Below are 19,804 nucleotides of genomic sequence, written 5' to 3'. Positions count from 1 at the left end.
GTACGTACAGTGCCCAGGCCCGACCGGCAAGGAGACAAACCTCGGTGTCCGTCTTCAACAAGCTCATGCGTGCAGGCGAAGGCAAGATCCTGCGCAAACTGCACCGCATCGCGGACCAGGTCAACTCCATCGAAGAGGACTTCGTCAACCTCTCCGACGCCGAGTTGCGGGCGCTCACGGACGAGTACAAGCAGCGTTTCCAGGACGGCGAGAGCCTGGACGACCTGCTGCCCGAGGCCTTCGCGACCGTGCGCGAGGCCGCCAAGCGCGTCCTCGGCCAGCGTCACTACGACGTCCAGATCATGGGTGGCGCCGCGCTGCACCTCGGCTACGTGGCCGAGATGAAGACCGGTGAGGGCAAGACCCTCGTCGGCACCCTGCCCGCGTACCTGAACGCGCTGTCCGGCAAGGGCGTCCACCTGATCACGGTGAACGACTACCTCGCCGAGCGCGACTCCGAGCTGATGGGCCGGGTGCACAAGTTCCTCGGCCTGGAGGTCGGCTGCATCCTGGCGAACATGTCGCCGGCGCAGCGCCGCGAGCAGTACAGCTGCGACATCACCTACGGCACGAACAACGAGTTCGGCTTCGACTACCTGCGCGACAACATGGCGTGGTCCCAGGACGAGCTCGTCCAGCGCGGCCACAACTTCGCCGTGGTCGACGAGGTCGACTCGATCCTCGTCGACGAGGCCCGCACCCCGCTGATCATCTCCGGCCCGGCCGACCAGGCCACGAAGTGGTACGGGGACTTCGCGAAGCTGGTGACCCGCCTGAAGAAGGGCGAGCCCGGCCAGCCGCTGAAGGGCATCGAGGAGACCGGCGACTACGAGGTCGACGAGAAGAAGCGCACCGTCGCCATCCACGAGGTCGGTGTCGCCAAGGTCGAGGACTGGCTCGGCATCGAGAACCTCTACGAGTCGGTGAACACCCCGCTCGTCGGCTACCTGAACAACGCCATCAAGGCGAAGGAACTGTTCAAGAAGGACAAGGACTACGTCGTCCTCGACGGCGAAGTCATGATCGTTGACGAGCACACCGGCCGTATCCTCGCCGGCCGCCGCTACAACGAGGGCATGCACCAGGCGATCGAGGCGAAGGAAGGGGTGGACATCAAGGACGAGAACCAGACCCTCGCCACGATCACCCTGCAGAACTTCTTCCGCCTCTACTCGAAGCTGTCGGGCATGACCGGTACGGCCATGACCGAGGCCGCCGAGTTCCACCAGATCTACAAGCTCGGTGTCGTCCCGATCCCGACCAACCGCGACATGGTCCGCAAGGACCAGCCGGACCTGATCTACCGGACCGAGGTCGCGAAGTTCGCCGCCGTCGTCGACGACATCGCGGAGAAGCACGAGAAGGGCCAGCCGATCCTCGTCGGTACGACGTCGGTCGAGAAGTCCGAGTACCTCTCCCAGCAGCTCTCCAAGCGGGGCATCCCGCACGAGGTGCTCAACGCCAAGCAGCACGACCGTGAGGCGACGATCGTCGCCCAGGCCGGCCGCCGCGGCGCGGTCACGGTCGCCACGAACATGGCCGGCCGCGGTACCGACATCAAGCTCGGCGGCAACCCGGACGACCTCGCCGAGGCCGAGCTGCGTCAGCAGGGCCTGGACCCGGAGGAGCACATCGAGGAGTGGGCGCACGCCCTCCCCGCGGCGCTCACCCGGGCCGAGGCAGCCGTGAAGGCCGAGTTCGAGGAGGTCAAGGACCTCGGCGGGCTGTACGTGCTGGGCACCGAGCGCCACGAGTCGCGCCGTATCGACAACCAGCTGCGCGGCCGCTCCGGCCGACAGGGCGACCCGGGCGAGTCCCGCTTCTACCTGTCGCTGGGCGACGACCTGATGCGGCTGTTCAAGGCGCAGATGGTCGAGCGCGTCATGGCGATGGCCAACGTGCCGGACGACGTGCCGATCGAGAACAAGATGGTGACGCGCGCGATCGCGTCGGCCCAGTCGCAGGTCGAGACCCAGAACTTCGAGACGCGCAAGAACGTCCTGAAGTACGACGAGGTCCTCAACAGCCAGCGCGAGGTCATCTACAGCGAGCGCCGCCGCGTCCTGGAGGGCGAGGACCTGCAGGAGCAGGTGCGCTTCATGATGGACGACACCATCGACGCGTACATCGCGGCCGAGACGGTCGAGGGCTTCGCCGAGGAGTGGGACCTGGAGCGCCTGTGGGGCGCCTTCAAGCAGCTCTACCCGGTGAAGGTCACCATCGAGGAGCTGGAGGAGGCCGCGGGCGACCGGGCGGGCATCACCGCCGAGTTCATCGCGGAGTCCATCAAGGACGACATCCACGAGCAGTACGAGGCGCGCGAGAAGACGCTCGGCTCCGACATCATGCGCGAGCTGGAGCGGCGCGTGGTGCTGTCGGTGCTGGACCGCAAGTGGCGCGAGCACCTGTACGAGATGGACTACCTGCAGGAGGGCATCGGCCTGCGGGCGATGGCCCAGAAGGACCCGCTGGTCGAGTACCAGCGCGAGGGCTTCGACATGTTCAACGCCATGCAGGACGGCATCAAGGAGGAGTCCGTCGGCTACCTGTTCAACCTGGAGGTTCAGGTCGAGCAGCAGGTCGAGGAGCTTCCGGTGCAGGACGCGGCGCCGTCGCTGACGAAGGAGCCCGTGCCGGCCGGGCGTCCGGAGATCCGGGCGAAGGGGCTGGATGCTCCGCAGCGGCCGGACCGGCTGCACTTCTCGGCGCCGACGGTCGACGGGGAGGGCGGGGTCGTCGAGGGCGACTTCGAGTCCGAGGGTGCCGGTGGTGACGGTGACGGGATGACGCGGGCGGAGCGGCGCAAGGCGCAGAAGGCTTCCGGCGGGCGTCGCCGCAAGAAGTAGCCCCGCCCGGGGCTGATCCACCGGCCGGGGCCGGACACCGTGGGGTGTCCGGCCCCGGCCGTGTCGTATGCCGGGTGCGGCGCCGCTGCTGGGGGCTCCGCCCCCGGACCCCCGCACCTCAAGCGCCGGCGGGGCTGAGGATCGGGGCTCCGGCCCGGAGCCCGCGCCTCGAACGCCGGCGGGGCTCAGGATCGGGGCTCCGCCCCGGACCCCGCGTCTCGAACGCTGGCGGGGCTGAAGGTCGGGGCTCCGCCCCGGGCCCTGCGCCTCAAGCGCCGGCGGGGCTGAAGGTCGGGGCTCCGGCCCGGAGCCCGCGCCTCGAACGCCGGCGGGGCTGGGGCGTGGGCCGGCGGGGATCAGGGGCGGCGGCCCTGGATTTCGATTGCCGCGCAGCGCCAGCGGAGGTCCGGGCCCTGTTCCAGGCGGAAGGCCATCGCCGTCATGCGGTCGCCCGTGGCGATGCGGGCGAAGGCCTCGATGACGCCCGGGCCCGGGGTGAAGCGGCCGCACTGGCGGACGACCGGGCGCAGGCGGTCGCGCTCGGGGTCGCCCCAGCCCGAGGGGGCCAGGGTGACCAGCTGCTGGTAGGCGGGGCCGACGGTGTGGCCGAGGAGGGAGTGGACCGGCCGGAGGCCGCTGACGACTGCCAGGAGGCGTTCGGCGAACCAGTGGTGCGGGCCGAGCCGAAGGGCCCGCGGCGGGGCCGCCGGGCGCCGCGTGTCGCGCCTCCCGGCGGGCCGGGTCCGGGACTGGCCGCCGGTCCGGCGGCGGGCCGCCTCGCCGCCGATCGTGCCGCGCATCGTGGTGGTGTCCATCGCGATCTGCCCCCGAACAGGCCGGGCCCGGAGCGGTACCGGGCGGTAACTTGGTGGGGATCTTCTACGGCCGCCCGAACACGCTCCGCAACCGTCCGCCTCCCCGGGCCCAGCCCCCGGCCCGGTTCACCTATCCGAGTGCGTGGCGCGCTGCCCGGCGCCTCGGCGGCGTGCCCGAAGGGACCGGGGTGGACGGCCGCGGGTCCCGCTCCCGCACCCCGAAGGGGGACGGGGCCGTCACCCACAGGGGCGCGGGCCCCGCCGCCGTCGCGCGCACCCGGGGGCGGGCGGCCGTCTCCCGGTGGGAGTGGGGGCGGTCGTATCCTGGGGACGTTTCCGACTACCGAAAGCAGCCGGCCATGCGCGTGTACGTCCCCCTGACCCTCCCCGGGCTCGCCGAGGCGCACAAGGCGGGTGAGCTGGGCCCCGGTCCGCTGCGTGCGTACGCCGTCACGCCCGGGCTGCGCGAGTGGTACGTGTCGGACGACATCGAGGAGCTGGAGTACGCGGCCCTGAGCCGCGCCGCGGCCGCCTCCCTGCGGCTGATCGCCGCCGACCCGGCGGCCCCGCGCAGGCGGGTCGTCGTCGCCCTGGACGTCGCCGACAAGGCCGCCACCGCCACCCCCGGGGTCGACGAGGCCACCCTCGGCCAGGTCGCCCTCGCCGACGCCGTACGGCTCGCCGTGGCCGCCGCCGTGCACGTCGACGCCGACGACGCCGAGCAGGACGTGGCCGCCGCCGCCGCGGCCGTCGACGCCGCCGACGCCGGGGACGACGACGCGCAGTTCACCGTCGACGGAGCCGAGGACCACGAGCTGCTGTGGTTCGGCGTGCAGGAGATTCCGGGGCTGCTCAAGTGACCTCCGTACACGCGACGCACATCGTCTGGGACTGGAACGGCACGCTGCTCCACGACATCGACGCCGTGATGGCTGCGACCAACGCCAGCTTCGCCGAGCTCGGCTTCGCGCCGATCACCCTGGAGACGTACCGCGACCTGTACGTCGTACCGGTGCCCAAGTTCTACGAGCGCCTCATGGGCCGGCTGCCCACCGATGAGGAGTGGCTGGTCATGGACGACACGTTCCACCGGCACTACTGGGCCGCCGCCGAGGACGCCGGGCTCGCCGAGGGTGCCCTGGAACTGCTCCAGGGCTGGCAGCGGGACGGGCTCACCCAGTCGCTGCTGTCCCTCGCGCCCCACGAGAAGCTGGTGCCGCTGGTACGGTTCCACGGCATCGAGCGGCACTTCCTGCGCGTCGACGGACGCGTCGGTCCCTCCCACACCAGCAAGGCAGGACATCTCGTACGCCACCTGTCCGCCCTGGAGGGGACGGGGGTGACCGCGGAACGTACGGTCCTCATCGGAGACGCCGTGGACGACGCGCTCGCCGCGGCCCACGTCGGCGCCCGGGCCGTCCTCTACACGGGCGGTTCGCACAGCCGCAGCAGTCTCGAATCGGCCGGTGTGCCCGTCGTCGACACCCTGGCCGACGCCGTACGGACAGCTCGCGAGCTGTCCGAATAGGCACTGGACAGGCCACTGCACGGACTGCTCTTCACGTCGCTGGCCAGAGTGTCAAAGTTCCACCCCAAGATTTGTACAGAAGCAGTGCATGACGACCTGGGGGTGGGGCGAGATAGCCTTGTACCCGTGATCAGCGCGATAGTCATCGGGGGCACTGGAGCCTCCGGCCTGCGCCCGGCGCACAACCGTGCCCGGGCCTTCGCTGATTTCCGCCGCCGGGACCTCTCGCCGATCATGGCCGATTCCCTCCCGGCAGGCCTTCTCGACGGCATAGCGTCGATCCCGAACGGATTCCCCGCCTCGCGGCGCTACGCCCTTCCTTCCTTCTTCACCTACGTCACGCAATGGCGCGCGACAGGAGCCAGAGGACATGCAGACCAAGCTGGACGAAGCAAAGGCCGAGCTGCTCGCGCGGGCGGCACGGGTAGCTGAGAACAGCCCGGCCGGGGGGCTACTTCCGACTGGGTCCGAGCAGGGGGAGCGTCCCGACCGGGACACAGTGCTCGCCTACCTCCAGCGCTACTACCTGCACACCGCCCCCGAAGACCTGCTGGACCGGGACCCGGTCGACGTGTTCGGGGCAGCGCTCTCGCACTACCGGCTCGCGGAGAACCGGCCGCAGGGCACCGCGAACGTGCGCGTGCACACGCCCACCGTCGAGGAGAACGGCTGGACCTCCAGCCACTCCGTCGTCGAGGTCGTCACCGACGACATGCCCTTCCTCGTGGACTCCGTGACCAACGAGCTGTCCCGCCAGGGCCGCGGCATCCACGTCGTGATCCACCCGCAGGTCGTCGTCCGCCGTGACATCGCCGGCAAGCTGATCGAGATCCTCGGCCCCGACTGCGACGCGCACGGTCCCCGCACCGCGCGCCCCCACGACTCCCTCGTGGAGTCCTGGATCCACGTCGAGATCGACCGCGAGACCGACCGCGCCGACCTCAAGCAGATCACCGGCGACCTGCTGCGCGTCCTGTCCGACGTACGCGAGTCCGTCGAGGACTGGGAGAAGATGCGCGACGCGGCGCTGCGCATCGCCGAAGGCCTGCCCGACGAGCCGACCGCCCCGGACCTGCGCGAGTACGAGCTCGAAGAGGCCCGCGAACTGCTGCGCTGGCTCGCCGACGACCACTTCACGTTCCTCGGCTACCGCGAGTACAACCTCGTCGACGGCGACGCCCTCTCGGCCGTCCCCGGCACCGGCCTCGGCATCCTGCGCTCCGACCCGCACCACAGCGGCAAGGACGACGGCCACCCCGTCTCGCCGTCCTTCAACCGGCTGCCCGCCGACGCCCGCGCCAAGGCCCGCGAGCACCGCCTGCTGGTGCTGACCAAGGCCAACAGCCGCTCCACCGTGCACCGCCCCTCGTACCTCGACTACGTGGGCGTCAAGAAGTTCGACGCCGACGGCAACGTCGTCGGCGAGCGCCGCTTCCTCGGCCTGTTCTCCTCCGCCGCGTACACCGAGTCCGTGCGCCGCGTCCCGGTCGTCCGCCGCAAGGTCGCCGAGGTCCTCGAGCGGGCCGGCTTCGCGCCGTCCAGCCACGACGGCCGCGACCTGCTGCAGATCCTGGAGACCTACCCGCGCGACGAGCTGTTCCAGACGCCCGTCGACCAGCTCCAGTCGATCGTCACCTCGGTGCTCTACCTCCAGGAACGCCGCCGGCTGCGGCTGTACCTGCGCCAGGACGAGTACGGCCGCTACTACTCGGCGCTCGTCTACCTGCCGCGCGACCGGTTCACCACCGGCGTCCGGCTGCGCCTGATGGACATCCTGAAGGAGGAGCTCGACGGCATCAGCGTCGACTTCACCGCCTGGAACACCGAGTCGATCCTCTCCCGCATCCACTTCGTCGTCCGCGTCCCGCAGGGCAAGGAACTGCCCGTCCTCACCGACACCGACGTCGAGCGCATCGAGGGCCGCCTCGTCGACGCCGCCCGCTCCTGGGCCGACGGCTTCGCCGAGGCCATGGTCGCCGAGCTCGGTGAGGAGCGCGCCGCCGAACTGCTGCGCAAGTACGGCACCTCCTTCCCCGAGGGCTACAAGGCCGACCACTCGCCGCGCGCGGCCGTCGCCGACCTGTGCCACCTGGAGAAGCTCTCCGCCAGCGACCGCCCGTTCGCGCTCTCGCTGTACGAGCCGGTCGGCGCGGCCCCCGGCGAGCGCCGCTTCAAGATCTACCGCACCGGCGAGCAGGTCTCGCTCTCCGCGGTCCTGCCGGTGCTGCAGCGCCTGGGCGTCGAGGTCACCGACGAGCGCCCGTACGAGCTGCGCCGCACCGACCGGGTCAGCGCCTGGATCTACGACTTCGGCCTGCGGATGCCCGCCGCCGGCGCCAACGGCGACTCGTACCTCGGCGACGACGCCCGCGAGCGCTTCCAGGAGGCCTTCTCGGCCGTCTGGACCGGCGAGGCGGAGAACGACAACTTCAACACCCTGGTGCTGAGCGCCGGGCTCACCTGGCGGCAGGCCGTCGTCCTGCGCGCGTACGCCAAGTACCTGCGCCAGGCCGGCTCCACCTTCAGCCAGGACTACATGGAGGACACCCTCCGCAACAACGTCCACACCACCCGGCTGCTGGTCTCGCTGTTCGAGGCCCGGCTGTCGCCCGCGCGGCAGACCGCCGGCACCGAGCTCGTCGACGCCATGCTGGAGGAGCTGGACGGGGCCCTGGACCAGGTCGCCTCGCTCGACGAGGACCGCATCCTGCGGGCCTTCCTCACCCTCATCAAGGCCACCCTGCGCACCAACTTCTTCCAGGAGGCGCGGGGCTTCGAGTGGCACGACTACGTGTCGATGAAGTTCGACCCGCAGGCCATCCCGGACCTGCCGGCGCCCCGCCCGGCGTACGAGATCTGGGTGTACTCGCCGCGGGTCGAGGGCGTGCACCTGCGCTTCGGCAAGGTCGCGCGCGGTGGTCTGCGCTGGTCCGACCGGCGCGAGGACTTCCGCACGGAGATCCTTGGCCTGGTCAAGGCGCAGATGGTGAAGAACACGGTGATCGTGCCGGTCGGCGCCAAGGGCGGCTTCGTCGCCAAGCAGCTCCCGGACCCGTCCGTGGACCGTGACGCCTGGCTCGCCGAGGGCATCGCCTGCTACCGCATGTTCATCTCGGCGCTGCTCGACATCACCGACAACCTGGTGGCGGGCGAGGTCGTGCCGCCCGAGGACGTGGTCCGCCACGACGGGGACGACACGTACCTCGTCGTCGCCGCCGACAAGGGCACCGCGACGTTCTCCGACATCGCCAACGAGGTCGCGGTCTCGTACAACTTCTGGCTCGGCGACGCCTTCGCGTCGGGCGGCTCGGCCGGCTACGACCACAAGGGGATGGGCATCACCGCCCGCGGCGCGTGGGAGTCCGTCAAGCGGCACTTCCGCGAGCTCGGCCACGACACCCAGACCCAGGACTTCACGGTCGTCGGTGTCGGCGACATGTCCGGCGACGTCTTCGGCAACGGCATGCTGCTCTCCGAGCACATCCGCCTGGTCGCGGCCTTCGACCACCGGCACATCTTCATCGACCCGAACCCGGACGCGGCCACCTCGTACGCCGAGCGCCGGCGCCTGTTCGAGCTGCCGCGCTCCTCGTGGGCCGACTACGACACCTCGCTGATCTCGGCGGGCGGCGGCATCCACCCGCGTTCCGCGAAGGCCGTCCCGGTCACCGCGCAGGTCCGCGCGGCCCTCGGTATCGAGGCGGGCGTCACCAAGATGACGCCGGCCGAGCTGATGCAGGCGATCCTCAAGGCCCCCGTGGACCTGGTGTGGAACGGCGGCATCGGTACGTACGTCAAGGCCACGGCCGAGACGCACGCGGACGTCGGCGACAAGGCCAACGACGCCATCCGCGTCAACGGCTCCGACGTGCGGGCCAAGGTCATCGGCGAGGGCGGCAACCTGGGCCTGACCCAGCTCGGCCGGATCGAGTTCGCCCGCTCCGGCGCCGACGGCGAGGGCGGCAAGATCAACACCGACGCCATCGACAACAGCGCCGGCGTGGACACCTCCGACCACGAGGTGAACATCAAGATCCTGCTCAACGCGGTCGTCGCGGACGGCGACATGACCGTCAAGCAGCGCAACAAGCTGCTCGCCGAGATGACCGACGAGGTCGGCGGGCTGGTGCTGCGCAACAACTACGCGCAGAACACGGCGCTCGCCAACGGCGCGGCGCAGGCCCCCAGCCTGCTCCACGCGCAGCAGCGCTTCATGCGCCGCCTGGAGCGCGAAGGCCTGCTCAACCGGCAGCTGGAGTTCCTGCCCACCGACCGGCAGATCCGTGAGCTGCTGAGCAACGGCAGGGGCCTGACCCAGCCGGAGCTGGCCGTCCTGTTCGCCTACACCAAGATCACGGTGGCGGACGAGCTCATCGCCACCGAGCTGCCGGACGATCCGTACCTGCGCCGCCTGCTCTACGCGTACTTCCCGGCCGCGCTGCGCGAGAAGTTCCCCGAGCAGGTCGAGGGGCACGCGCTGCGCCGGGAGATCACCACCACGCTCCTGGTCAACGACACCGTCAACACGGGTGGTTCGACCTTCCTGCACCGCCTGCGCGAGGAGACCGGCGCCTCCACGGAGGAGATCGTCCGGGCGCAGCTCGCGGCCCGTGAGATCTTCGGCCTGGCCGAGGTGTGGGACTCGGTGGAGGCCCTCGACAACAAGGTCGCGGCCGGCGTCCAGACCCGGATCCGGCTGCACTCGCGGCGCCTGGTCGAGCGCGGTACTCGCTGGCTGCTGAACAACCGGCCGCAGCCGCTCCAGATCACCGAGACCATCGACTTCTTCGCGGAGCGGGTCGGTCACGTCTGGGCCGAGCTGCCGAAGCTGGTGCGCGGCGCCGACCTGGAGTGGTACCAGTCGATCATGGACGAGCTGACGGGCGAGGGCGTCCCGGAGGAACTGGCGGCCAAGGTCGCCGGCTTCTCCTCGGCCTTCCCGACGCTCGACGTCGTCGCGATCGCGGACCGCACCGGGGTGGCTCCGCTGGACGTCGCCGAGGTCTACTACGACCTCGCCGACCGCCTGGACATCACCCAGCTGATGGACCGGATCATCGAGCTGCCGCGGGCCGACCGCTGGCAGTCCATGGCCCGCGCCTCCATCCGCGAGGACCTGTTCGCGGCGCACGCGGCCCTGACCGCCGACGTCCTGTCGGTGGGCAACGGCAGCTCGACTCCCGAGGAGCGCTTCCGGGCGTGGGAGGAGAAGAACGCGGCGATCATCGGGCGGGCCCGGACGACCCTGGACGAGATCCGGGGCTCGGACGCCTTCGACCTGGCGAACCTGTCGGTGGCGATGCGGACGATGCGCAGCCTGCTGCGCGCCCATAGCTAGTCGTTCTCGCGGAACGGGCCGGGCCCGGGACCTTGTGGTCCCGGGCCCGGCCCGTTCGCGTGCGGGTGCGGCTCCGTTGCGGGGGCTCTGCCCCCGAACCCTCCCCCAGACTCCGTCCGGGGGGACCCCCAGCGCCTCAAACGCCGGCGGAGCCGGGGTTGGTCCGCCGGCGGGGCTGGGATTGCCCCGCCGAGGCTGGGAAGGGGGCCGGAGGGTCAGCGGCCCGCGGTGAAGGCCTCGTACGCGTCGCAGACCTCGGCGGAGGGGCCGTCCATGCGCAGGACGCCCGACTCCAGCCAGATCGCGCGGTCGCAGGTCTCGCGGACCGTGTTGATGCCGTGGCTGACGAGGAAGACGGTGCCCGCGCGCTCGCGGAGTTCCTCGATGCGGGCCTGGCTGCGCCGCTGGAAGGCGGCGTCGCCCGTGGCCAGGGCCTCGTCGATCATCAGCACGTCGTGGTCCTTGGCGGCGGCGATGGAGAACCGCAGCCGGGCGCCCATGCCGGAGGAGTACGTACGCATGGGCAGGGAGATGAAGTCGCCCTTCTCGTTGATGCCGGAGAAGTCGACGATGTCCTGGTAGCGCTCCTGGACCTGCTGCCTGGACATGCCCATCGCGAGGCCGCCGAGGATGACGTTGCGCTCGCCGGTCAGGTCGTTCATCAGGGCGGCGTTCACGCCGAGGAGCGAGGGCTGGCCGTGCGAGTAGACCGCGCCGCGGGCCACCGGCTGAAGGCCGGCGATGGCTTTGAGCAGCGTGGACTTGCCCGAGCCGTTGGAGCCGATGAGGCCGATGGCCTCACCCTTGTACGCGGTGAAGCTGACGCCCTTGACGGCGTGCACCTCGCGGACGCCGGGGGCGGGCTTGCCGGAGAAGATCCGGCTGAGCGCCGCGGTGGCGCCGCCCTTGCGGCCGCCGCCCGCGTGGACCTTGTAGACGACGTGGACCTCGTCCGCGATCACGGTGGGGACGCGGGTCTTCGTTGCGGTGTCAGCCACGGCCGTACTCCTCCTCAGCCTTCCAGAAGTAGATGAATCCGCCGACGCCGGCGAGCAGGGCCCAGCCGATGGCGATCGGCCACACGTGGTGCGGAAGCGAGTGCGCCTCGAAGCTGTCGATCAGCGCGAAGCGCATCAGGTCGATGTAGACGGCCGCCGGGTTGAGCTTGAGCATCATCGACACCCAGTGCGGCAGGTGGTCGCTCTTGAGCATCGAGTCGATGGACCACATGACGCCCGACGAGTACATCCAGGTGCGCAGGACGAACGGCATCAGCTGGCTGACGTCCGGGCTCTTGCTGCCGATGCGGGCCAGCACCATCGCGCAGCCGGCGGCGAAGAAGGCCATCAGCAGGAGCGTCGGGACGGCCAGGAACCAGGACGGGGCGGGCGTCTGGCCGAAGGCGAGCAGCAGGACGACCAGAGCGCCCATGGTGACGAGCAGCTGCTGGAAGAGCTGGATGACGGTGGAGAGGGGCAGGCTCGCGCGGGGGAAGTGCAGGGCGCGGACCAGACCGAGGTTGCTGTGGACGGCCCGGGTGCCGGCGTTGATGGAGCTGCCGATGAAGTCCCAGACGAAGACGCCGGTGATCAGGAACGGCACGTAGTCGGGCACGTCGTGGCTGGCCCGCATGACGATGCCGAAGATGAAGTAGTAGACCGCCGCGTTGAGCAGCGGGGTCACCAGGTGCCAGACCTGGCCGAGCTTCGCCGTGCTGTACGTGGCCTGCATACGGGCGGTCGCGTAGGCGGTGACGAAGTGGCGGCGGCCCCAGAGCTCCGCGATGTAGCGGGGGAGCGTGGGGCGGGCGCCGCTGAGGGTCAGGCCGTGGGCGGCGGCCAGCTCCGCGGGGGTCGCGGGTGCGGGTGCGGTCTTGGGTGCGGTCGCGGTGGTCACAAGGATCGCTTTCGCCGGGGTCGGGGCGTGCGCTGGCCGGGGCTACTACCTCCCAGCGGCAGCTGGGGAGGGACGGGTCCGTATCGTCGCTACGGTGAGGGTAGGGTGCGGTTCGTCGGAACGCAACCGTATCGTCGTGACGCGCGAAGCTATGCTGTGTGCATGACCACGGAGCCTGCCGCCCCCGCCCCCGCCCGCCGTGCCCCTGCCGGGGCCGCCGTCCTGCGCGAGGACGTGACCGAGGCGATCCGGGCGGCGGTGGTCGAGGAGCTGGCCGCGGTCGGCTTCTCCCGGATGTCCATCGAGGGCATCGCGCGGCGGGCCGGGGTGGGGAAGACCGCGGTCTACCGCCGGTGGAAGTCGAAGCTGCACCTGGTCCTGGACCTGGTGGGCGCCTTCGCGGCGGACGGCCTGCCGGTGCCGGAGACGGGGTCGCTGTACGGGGACGTACGGGCCCTGCTGGAGGTCATGTCACACGTGCTGCGGCATCCGGTGGCCTCGGCGGTGATTCCCGACCTGCTGGTCGAGGCGGCGCGGAACCCGGAGATCGCGGACGCGGTGCGGGGCGCTCTGCTGGACGGGCAGCGGCGGATGGCGGAGGGGATCGTCTCCGGCGCGGTGTCGCGGGGCGAGCTGCCGGAGGGTGTCGACCCCGGGCGGGCGCTCGATCTGGCGATCGGGCCGCTGTACTGGCGGCAGGTGGTCGTCCGCGAAGCCGTGCCCGCCGGCTACCTGGACGACCTGGCCCGCTCGGTCGTCGCGGGCCTGCGCGCCGCCTGATCCCCGGGGCCGCCTGCGCCTCGATCGTCGGCGGGGCTGAAAGACCGGGGCTCCGCCCCGCACCCCGCGCCTCAAACGCCGGCGGGGCTGGGTTGTGCCCGCGCGGCTCAAGACCCGGGGCTCCGCCCCGGACCCTCCCCCAGACTCCGTCCGGGGGGACCCCCACGCCTCAAACGCCGGCGGGGCTGGATTGTGCCCGGCGGGGCTGGATTGTGCCTGGCGAGGCTGGGTTGTGCCCGGCGGGGCTGACTTGTGCCTGGCGGGGCTGGGTTTTGGCCGGCTCGGGCCGTAGGTGTGCGCAGCGGGAGTGCTGGGGGCTGGATTGCCCGGAGGGCAATTTCAGCCCCGCCGGAGTTTGAGGCGTGGGGTCTGGGGCGGAGCCCCAGGGGCGGAGCCCCAGGGGCGGAGCCGCGCCGGCGGTTACGGCCAGACCGGGGTCAGGGTCGGGGTCGGGGCGGGGGCCGCGGGGGTGGGGTGGCGGTCCTCCAGGGGGATGATCGGCGGGGTCGGGGCGGCGGCGGACTGGCCCAGGAAGACGCGGCGCACGACGCGCTCCGCCGCGTTGCCGTCGTCGTACGAGCAGAACCGCGCGCGGAAGGCAGACCGCAGCTGCGCGGAGCGGGAGCCCTGCCAGTGGCCCGTGGCGAAGATGTCCACCAGCTCGTCCTCCGTGCGGGCGATCGCCCCCGGCGGGCAGGAGCGGAGGTCGAAGTAGGTGCCACGGGCGGCTTCGTACGCCTCCCAGTCGTCCGCGTGGATCACGATCGGCCGGTCCAGCGCCGCGTAGTCGAACATCAGGGACGAGTAGTCCGTCACCAACGCGTCCGAGGCCAGGCAGAGTTCCTCCACCGAGGGGTGGGAGGAGACGTCGATCAGACGCGGGTGCGGGTCGAGGCCGGCCTCCGGGGAGTCCGCGTACGTCAGGTGCGTGCGGACCAGCAGCGTGAACCGCGGCCCGAGATCGCGCAGCACCCGCTCGAAGTCCAGGTGGTCCGGCCGGCTGCGCCGGTAGTCGCGGTGCGTGGGCGCGTACAGGACCGCGGTCGTGCCGGGCGCGATGCCGAGCCGTTCGCGCAGGTCCAGGACGTCCGCCTGGGTGGCGCGGTGGAAGACGTCGTTGCGGGGGTAGCCGTATTCGAGGGTCGTGTACGAGGACGGGACGGCCTTCTCCCAGACCAAGGTGGAGTGCCGGTTCGCGGAGAGCAGGTAGTCCCACTGGTCGGCGCCCCGCAGCAGGCCCGCGAAGTCCGTGGTCGGGGTGGCCGCCGGGCGGTCCTGGAGGTCGAGGCCGACCCGCTTGAGCGGGGTCCCGTGCTGGGTCTGGACCAGGATCTGGCCCCGGCGCTTGACCAGGCTGCGCTCGAAGTTGACGTTCGTGACCAGGTACGTGGCCCTGGCGAGGGCCGTCCAGTACGCCGCCGAGCCCGGGCGCAGCGCCGCCGTCTCCCGGGGCAGGGTCGCCGCGTGCGCCGGGTCGCAGATCCACGCCGTCCGCATCCGGGGCGCCAGCTCGCGCAGCTTCGCCTCGATCGCCGCCGGGTTGCAGGCGTAACCGCCGTGCCAGTACGCGGAGAAGACCGCCAGTTCGGAGCGGAGGGGAAGGAGGCGCTGGATCCGGTAGTGGAGCCGGAGCGCGGTCTCGCGCAGCCCCCGCCAGAGGGCCGAGCAGCCGCGCCCCGCCGCCAGCGCCGCCGAGCGCAGGACCGACAGCAGCCGGTACGTGCGCCGGGTCCCCAGCCGCATCAGGGTGTGCCGGACGCGGTCGGTCCGGGACAGGGACAGCGGCAGCGCGCCCGCCCCGCCCGGGGCCCGGTAGCGGCGCAGCAGCGCGGCGGCCCGGCCGAAGAACTCGGACCGGATGCCGCGCGGGAGCCGGCGCGGATCGGCGTACAGGGCGCAGAAGTGCTCGGCCATCCGCCGGTGCACGGCGGGGCGCCAGCGCTCCAGTTCGGGGCGCCCGGCGAGGTAGCCGAAGACCCGGTCGTACTGGTCGAAGATGTCGAGGTGGCGGCGGCTGGAGGTGGTCAGGATCGACCCCGTCCGCCGCTGGCGGTAGTGCACGCAGACCCGGTCCAGGACGGCGACGGACTCCGCGGCCAGCAGCGCCGGGTAGGTCCAGGGGGTGTCCTCGTAGAAGCCGGGCGGGAAGGAGAAGCCCTCGCGCTCCACGTACTCGCGGCGGTACGCCTTGTTCCACACCACCATCAGCATGCCGAGCAGCGTCGGGCGGTCGGCGAGGCGGAAGCTGGCCGGGCCCTCCTCGGACAGCCGGTGCGAGAGGCGGTTGCGCACCAGTTCGCCGGTCCAGAAGGTGCGCGCGTAGTCGTAGACCAGGACGTCGGGGGAGCCGGTGGCCTTCAGCCGGTCGGTGATGGCCTGCAGGGCGCCGGGGGCCAGGGTGTCGTCGCCGTCGAGGAAGACCAGGTAGTCGCCGGTGGCCCGGGCCAGGCCCGCGTTGCGGGCCGGGCCCAGCCCGAGGTTGTGCGCCAGGTGCACCGCGGTGACCCGGGGGTCCCGGGCCGCGTACTCGTCGATGATCGAGCCGCAGGCGTCCGGGGAGGCGTCGTCGACCGCGATCAGTTCCAGATCCGGGTACGACTGCGTCAGGACCGAGTCCAGACTCTCCTGGAGGTACGCCTGGACCTTGAACGCGGGCACGATGACGCTGAACCGGGGCACGGCACATCCAGGGGTCGGCGGGCGGGCATATTGCCAAGCAACCCCTGGCGTGGCGATCGGGTTACGCAGCGTGTGGCATTCGGGTTACGCAGGGTCAACACCGCACGTCATCGGGGTCGCGCCGACCGGAGCGCGTCACTTGATCGCGCCCGCCATCACCCCCGAGACGAACTGCCGCTGGAAGGCGAAGAAGACGACGAGCGGCACCACCATCGACAGGAACGCGCCGGGCGCCAGCACGTCGATGTTGTTCCCGAACTGCCGTACCTGCTGCTGGAGCGCGACCGTGACCGGCGGGTTGGCCGAGTCCGCGAAGACCAGCGCGACCAGCATGTCGTTCCACACCCACAGGAACTGGAAGATGCCGAGCGAGGCGATCGCCGGACCGCCCAGCGGCAGCACCACCCGGGCGAACAGCCGCAGTTCGCCCGCGCCGTCGAGGCGGGCCGCCTCCAGCAGCTCGCGCGGGATCTCCGCGAAGAAGTTCCGCAGCAGGAACACGGCGAAGGGCAGACCGAAGGCGGTGTGGAAGAGCACCACGCCCGCGGTGGTCTCGAACAGTCCGATGTAACCGAAGAGTTCGGAGACCGGGATCAGCGCCACCTGTACGGGGACGACCAGCAGCCCGACGACGACCAGGAAGAGCCAGTCCCGTCCGGGGAACTCCAGCCAGGCGAAGGCGTATCCGGCGAACGCGCCCAGCACGAGGACGAGCAGCGTCGCCGGGACGGCGATCGCGACCGTGCTCAGCAGCGAGCCGGTGATCGTGTCGTTGGCCAGCAGCCGCTCGTAGTTGCCGGCCGTCAGCCGCGACGGCGCGGACAGCACCTTCCACCAGCCGCCCTTGTTGAGGTCGGTGGGGGAGAGGAAGGAGGAGATGAGCAGGCCGAGGGTGGGCAGCAGCCAGAACAGCGCGGCCGCGACCAGGAAGACGCGCACGAGGCCGCTCGCGGCGAGCTTGGCGTAAGCGGCCCGGCCCGCCGTCCGCCTCCCGGCCGTCCGCCGCCCCGCCGTCCGACTGCCGGCCGGCGGTGCGGCTTCCGCCGGTATCGCCACCGCCGGTTCGGCCACCGGCGTCGGGTCCGGCGTCCGGTCGGAACCGCTCATCGGGACCCCTCCTTGCGCAGCCTACGGATGTTCACCAGCATCACCGGGACCACCAGCACCAGCAGGAGGACGGCGATCGCGCTGCCCAGGCCCGGATCGGCGTCCGTGCCGAAGGAGGTCCGGTACAGCTGGAGCGCGAGCACGTTCGCGTCGTCCTGCACCGCTCCCGGCGCGATCACGAAGACCAGGTCGAAGATCTTCATGACGTTGATGACGAGGGTGACGAGCACGACTGCCAGGACGGGCCCCAGCAGAGGGACGGTGATCCGGCGGAACACCTGCCACTCGTTCGCCCCGTCCACCCGCGCCGCCTCCAGCAGCTCGCGCGGTACGGCGGCCAGCCCGGCCCCGATCAGCACCATCGCGAACCCGGCCCACATCCACACGTACGCCCCGATGACCGCCGGGGTGACGAGCGTCGGGCCGAGCCACTGGACTCCCCCGTACGCCTCCTGGAAGTTCACCGCCGGCAGGCGCAGCCGCGCCCCGTCGGCCTTCGCGGACAGGGTGAAGGTGCCGTCGGCGCGGGCCGTCGCCCTGTCGACCACCTTGCCGTCCTTGACCGCCTCGATCCGCATCCCGGCGAAGGCCTGCTCGGTGGGGTCGACCGTGTTCGTACGGCCGCCCCCGCCGCGGGTGAAGTCCTGCCAGGCCGTCCCGGTGACCTTGCCGGGCTCGGCGGGAGCCGCCTTGGCCGTACGGGTCCCCTCGGGCAGCGCCTCCGGGGCCACGCCGACCAGCGGGAGCAGCACCGGGGTGCCTGCCCGTACGGGATCACGGGTCACGAAGGCGCCCCCGCCGGCGTCCGCCAGCGGGGAGTCCCGGCCCGGGCGGGCCTTGGGGAACGCCGAGGACTCCGCGAAGGTGTCGTGGACCCCGACCCAGACCGCGTTCGCGACGCCCCGGTCGGGGTCGTGGTCGTAGACGAGGCGGAAGATGATGCCCGCCGCCAGCATCGAGATCGCCATCGGCATGAAGACGAGGAGCTTGAACGCCGTACCCCAGCGCACCCGTTCGGTGAGCACCGCGAAGATCAGGCCGAGGGCGGTCGCCGTGGTCGGGGCGAGCACCACCCACAGCGCCGTGTTCTTCAGGGCGGTGCGGATCGTGTGGTCGCTCAGGATCTCCCGGTAGTTGTCGCCGCCGACGAAGGCGGACCCGGAGCGGTCGAAGAAGCTGCGGTAGACCGAGTAGCCGATCGGGTGCACGACCAGCGCCCCGAGCAGTACGAGGGCCGGCAGGAGGAACGCCGCCGCGACCAGGCGGCGGCGCCTGGCCTCGGCGTCGCGGGCGGTGTTCTTCGCGGCTCGGGTGACCGTGGCCCTCACCGGACTAGTTCCCGTAGGCCTTGGCCGCGTCCGCCTCCAGTTTCGCCTGGGCGCCCGCCACGTCCGACGGGTTCGCCAGGAAGTCCTGGAGCGCCTTCCACTCCCCGGCGCCCGGCGTTCCGCCGAAGGCCGCCGGAGCCTGGTCCGACATGTCGAAGCGGAAGTCGTCGCCCGCCGCGATCAGCGCCTTCGCGATGCCCCGCTGGATGTCGTTGGGGTAGGCGGCCGGATCGACCCCCTTGTTCGGGGAGACGAAACCGCCCTCGCGGGCCTGGATCTCCGCCGCGTCCGGCGAGGCCAGGAACGTCAGCAGCGCCTGGGCGCCCTTCGACGGCTTCAGCGCGACCGCCACGTCACCGCCCGATACCACCGGTGCCTTGGCTCCGACCGCCGGGAAGGGGAAGACGAGGGCGTCCGTGCCCACCTTGGCCTCGGTCTGCGCGATGTTCACCGCCACGAAGTCGCCCTCGAAGACCATCGCGGCCGCCGGGCGGTCGCCGCCGGTGAAGGTCTGCGTCACCGACTTCGGGAACTCGGTGGAGAGGGCCCCGCTCGCTCCGCCCGCCAGGAAGTCCTTGCGCCCGAACAGCTCGCCCAGCGTGGTCAGCGCCTGCTTGACGCTGTCGTCCGTCCACTTGATCTGATGCTTGGCCAGCTGGTCGTACTTCTGCGGGCCGGCCTGGGAGAGGTACACGTTCTCGAACCAGTCCGTGAGGGTCCAGCCGTCCGCGCCGGCCACCGAGACCGCCGGCGTACCGGAGGCGGAGAGCGTGTCGGCCGCGGTGATCAGCTCCTTCCAGGTCGTCGGGGGCTTCACGCCCGCCGCCTCGAAGGCCTTCGCGTTGTACCAGATCAGCGACTTGTTGGCGGCCTTGTAGTACACGCCGTACTGGGTGCCGTCGACTGCGCCGAGCGTCTTCCAGCCCGCCGAGTAGTTCTTGTCGAGCTGCGCCTGGGCCTCCGGGCCCACCGGCTGCGCCCACTTGTTCTGCACCGCCGAGACCAGCGCCCCGACCTGCGGGAGCAGTGCCACGTCCGGCGGAGCGCCGCCCGCGATCTTCGAACCGAGGAAGGTGACGATCGGGTCCTGGGCCGGGACGAAGGTGACGGAGGCGCCCGTCCGCTTCTCGAACTCCTTGAGGACCTTGGTGAAGTTCTCCTGTTCCGGGCCCGTCCAGACGGCGGCGACCGAGAGCTTCTCACCTGTCAGCTGCGGTAATTCGACCTTCGGCCCGGCCGAGGCCCCGCCCTGCGGCGGATCCGTCTTCGCGTCCGGGTCACCCCCGCACGCGGTGAGCGCGAGCGCGCCCGCCGCGGCCAGGGCCGCCCAGCGATACGTCGTACGGCTCGTTCCGTGCTTGCGCATGGCTCTGCCCCCGAGGTTCATGATGTGTCCCGGACCACAGGTCTACGCCGAGCCGCGCGCCCCCGCAATACCGCGTCCCGGCATGCGGGGGCCGCCTCCGGGGCTGTCGGGGAGCCGTGAG

12 protein-coding genes are annotated in these 19,804 nt (G+C 71.4%); 5 read left to right on the top strand and 7 right to left on the bottom strand.

Translation table 11 applies throughout. From position 1 onward, the window contains the following. Positions 1-44: 44 nt before the first annotated feature. The gene (gene secA, locus ACGFYQ_RS26825; RefSeq protein ID WP_393748057.1) at positions 45-2,846 is read left to right on the top strand and encodes a preprotein translocase subunit SecA; all 2,802 of its coding nucleotides are present in this window, start codon (positions 45-47) and stop codon (positions 2,844-2,846) included. 356 nt (positions 2,847-3,202) lie between these two features. Here secA and ACGFYQ_RS26820 read toward each other — a convergent pair whose 3' ends face one another. Then, complete coding sequence (locus ACGFYQ_RS26820) at positions 3,203-3,661, bottom strand: Rv3235 family protein (RefSeq protein WP_393748054.1); 459 nt, start codon at positions 3,659-3,661, stop codon at positions 3,203-3,205. A gap of 359 nt (positions 3,662-4,020) precedes the next feature. On the opposite strand from ACGFYQ_RS26820, the gene ACGFYQ_RS26815 reads away from it, so the two are divergent. The 3 genes from ACGFYQ_RS26815 (at position 4,021) to ACGFYQ_RS26805 (ending at position 10,527) form a co-directional block, all read left to right on the top strand. Continuing rightward, positions 4,021-4,521, top strand: a complete 501-nt coding sequence (locus tag ACGFYQ_RS26815) for a DUF6912 family protein (RefSeq protein WP_393748052.1) — start codon at positions 4,021-4,023, stop codon at positions 4,519-4,521. Next, positions 4,518-5,189, top strand: coding sequence for an HAD family hydrolase (locus ACGFYQ_RS26810; protein WP_393748050.1), 672 nt, complete (start codon positions 4,518-4,520; stop codon positions 5,187-5,189). The genes ACGFYQ_RS26815 and ACGFYQ_RS26810 overlap by 4 nt, the downstream gene beginning before the upstream one ends. Before the next feature lie 370 nt (positions 5,190-5,559). Continuing rightward, the gene (locus ACGFYQ_RS26805; RefSeq protein WP_393748048.1) at positions 5,560-10,527 is read left to right on the top strand and encodes an NAD-glutamate dehydrogenase; all 4,968 of its coding nucleotides are present in this window, start codon (positions 5,560-5,562) and stop codon (positions 10,525-10,527) included. 215 nt (positions 10,528-10,742) lie between these two features. On the opposite strand, the gene ACGFYQ_RS26800 is transcribed toward ACGFYQ_RS26805, so the two are convergent. Then, a complete protein-coding gene (locus ACGFYQ_RS26800; protein WP_393748046.1) occupies positions 10,743-11,525 on the bottom strand; it encodes an ABC transporter ATP-binding protein in 783 nt (260 codons plus the stop codon). Beyond that, positions 11,518-12,423 carry an ABC transporter permease gene (locus ACGFYQ_RS26795; protein WP_393748044.1) on the bottom strand — a complete coding sequence of 302 codons (906 nt, stop codon included), beginning with the start codon at positions 12,421-12,423 and terminating at the stop codon, positions 11,518-11,520. The genes ACGFYQ_RS26800 and ACGFYQ_RS26795 overlap by 8 nt, the downstream gene beginning before the upstream one ends. A 162-nt stretch (positions 12,424-12,585) precedes the next feature. Here ACGFYQ_RS26795 and ACGFYQ_RS26790 point away from each other — a divergent pair, with 162 nt between their 5' ends. Next, complete coding sequence (locus ACGFYQ_RS26790; protein WP_393748042.1) at positions 12,586-13,203, top strand: TetR/AcrR family transcriptional regulator; 618 nt, start codon at positions 12,586-12,588, stop codon at positions 13,201-13,203. 420 nt (positions 13,204-13,623) lie between these two features. On the opposite strand, the gene ACGFYQ_RS26785 is transcribed toward ACGFYQ_RS26790, so the two are convergent. From ACGFYQ_RS26785 to ACGFYQ_RS26770, 4 genes are all read right to left on the bottom strand, one after another. Beyond that, positions 13,624-15,882, bottom strand: coding sequence for a CDP-glycerol glycerophosphotransferase family protein (locus ACGFYQ_RS26785; RefSeq protein ID WP_393748040.1), 2,259 nt, complete (start codon positions 15,880-15,882; stop codon positions 13,624-13,626). Positions 15,883-16,017: 135 nt separating this feature from the next. Continuing rightward, positions 16,018-16,989 (bottom strand): carbohydrate ABC transporter permease, encoded by a 972-nt coding sequence (locus tag ACGFYQ_RS26780; RefSeq protein ID WP_393748038.1) that lies wholly within the window; start codon positions 16,987-16,989, stop codon positions 16,018-16,020. Next, positions 16,986-18,317: a carbohydrate ABC transporter permease gene (locus tag ACGFYQ_RS26775; protein WP_393748036.1), complete on the bottom strand. Its 1,332-nt coding sequence runs from the start codon at positions 18,315-18,317 to the stop codon at positions 16,986-16,988. Before ACGFYQ_RS26775 ends, ACGFYQ_RS26780 begins: the two co-directional genes overlap by 4 nt. 4 nt (positions 18,318-18,321) lie before the next feature. Next, positions 18,322-19,683: an ABC transporter substrate-binding protein gene (locus ACGFYQ_RS26770; protein ID WP_393748034.1), complete on the bottom strand. Its 1,362-nt coding sequence runs from the start codon at positions 19,681-19,683 to the stop codon at positions 18,322-18,324. Positions 19,684-19,804: the final 121 nt, after the last annotated feature.

The sequence above is a fragment of the Streptomyces sp. NPDC048258 genome (assembly GCF_043201995.1).
GTDB lineage: Bacteria > Actinomycetota > Actinomycetes > Streptomycetales > Streptomycetaceae > Streptomyces.
This window is presented reverse-complemented; position numbering and strand designations above follow the sequence as displayed.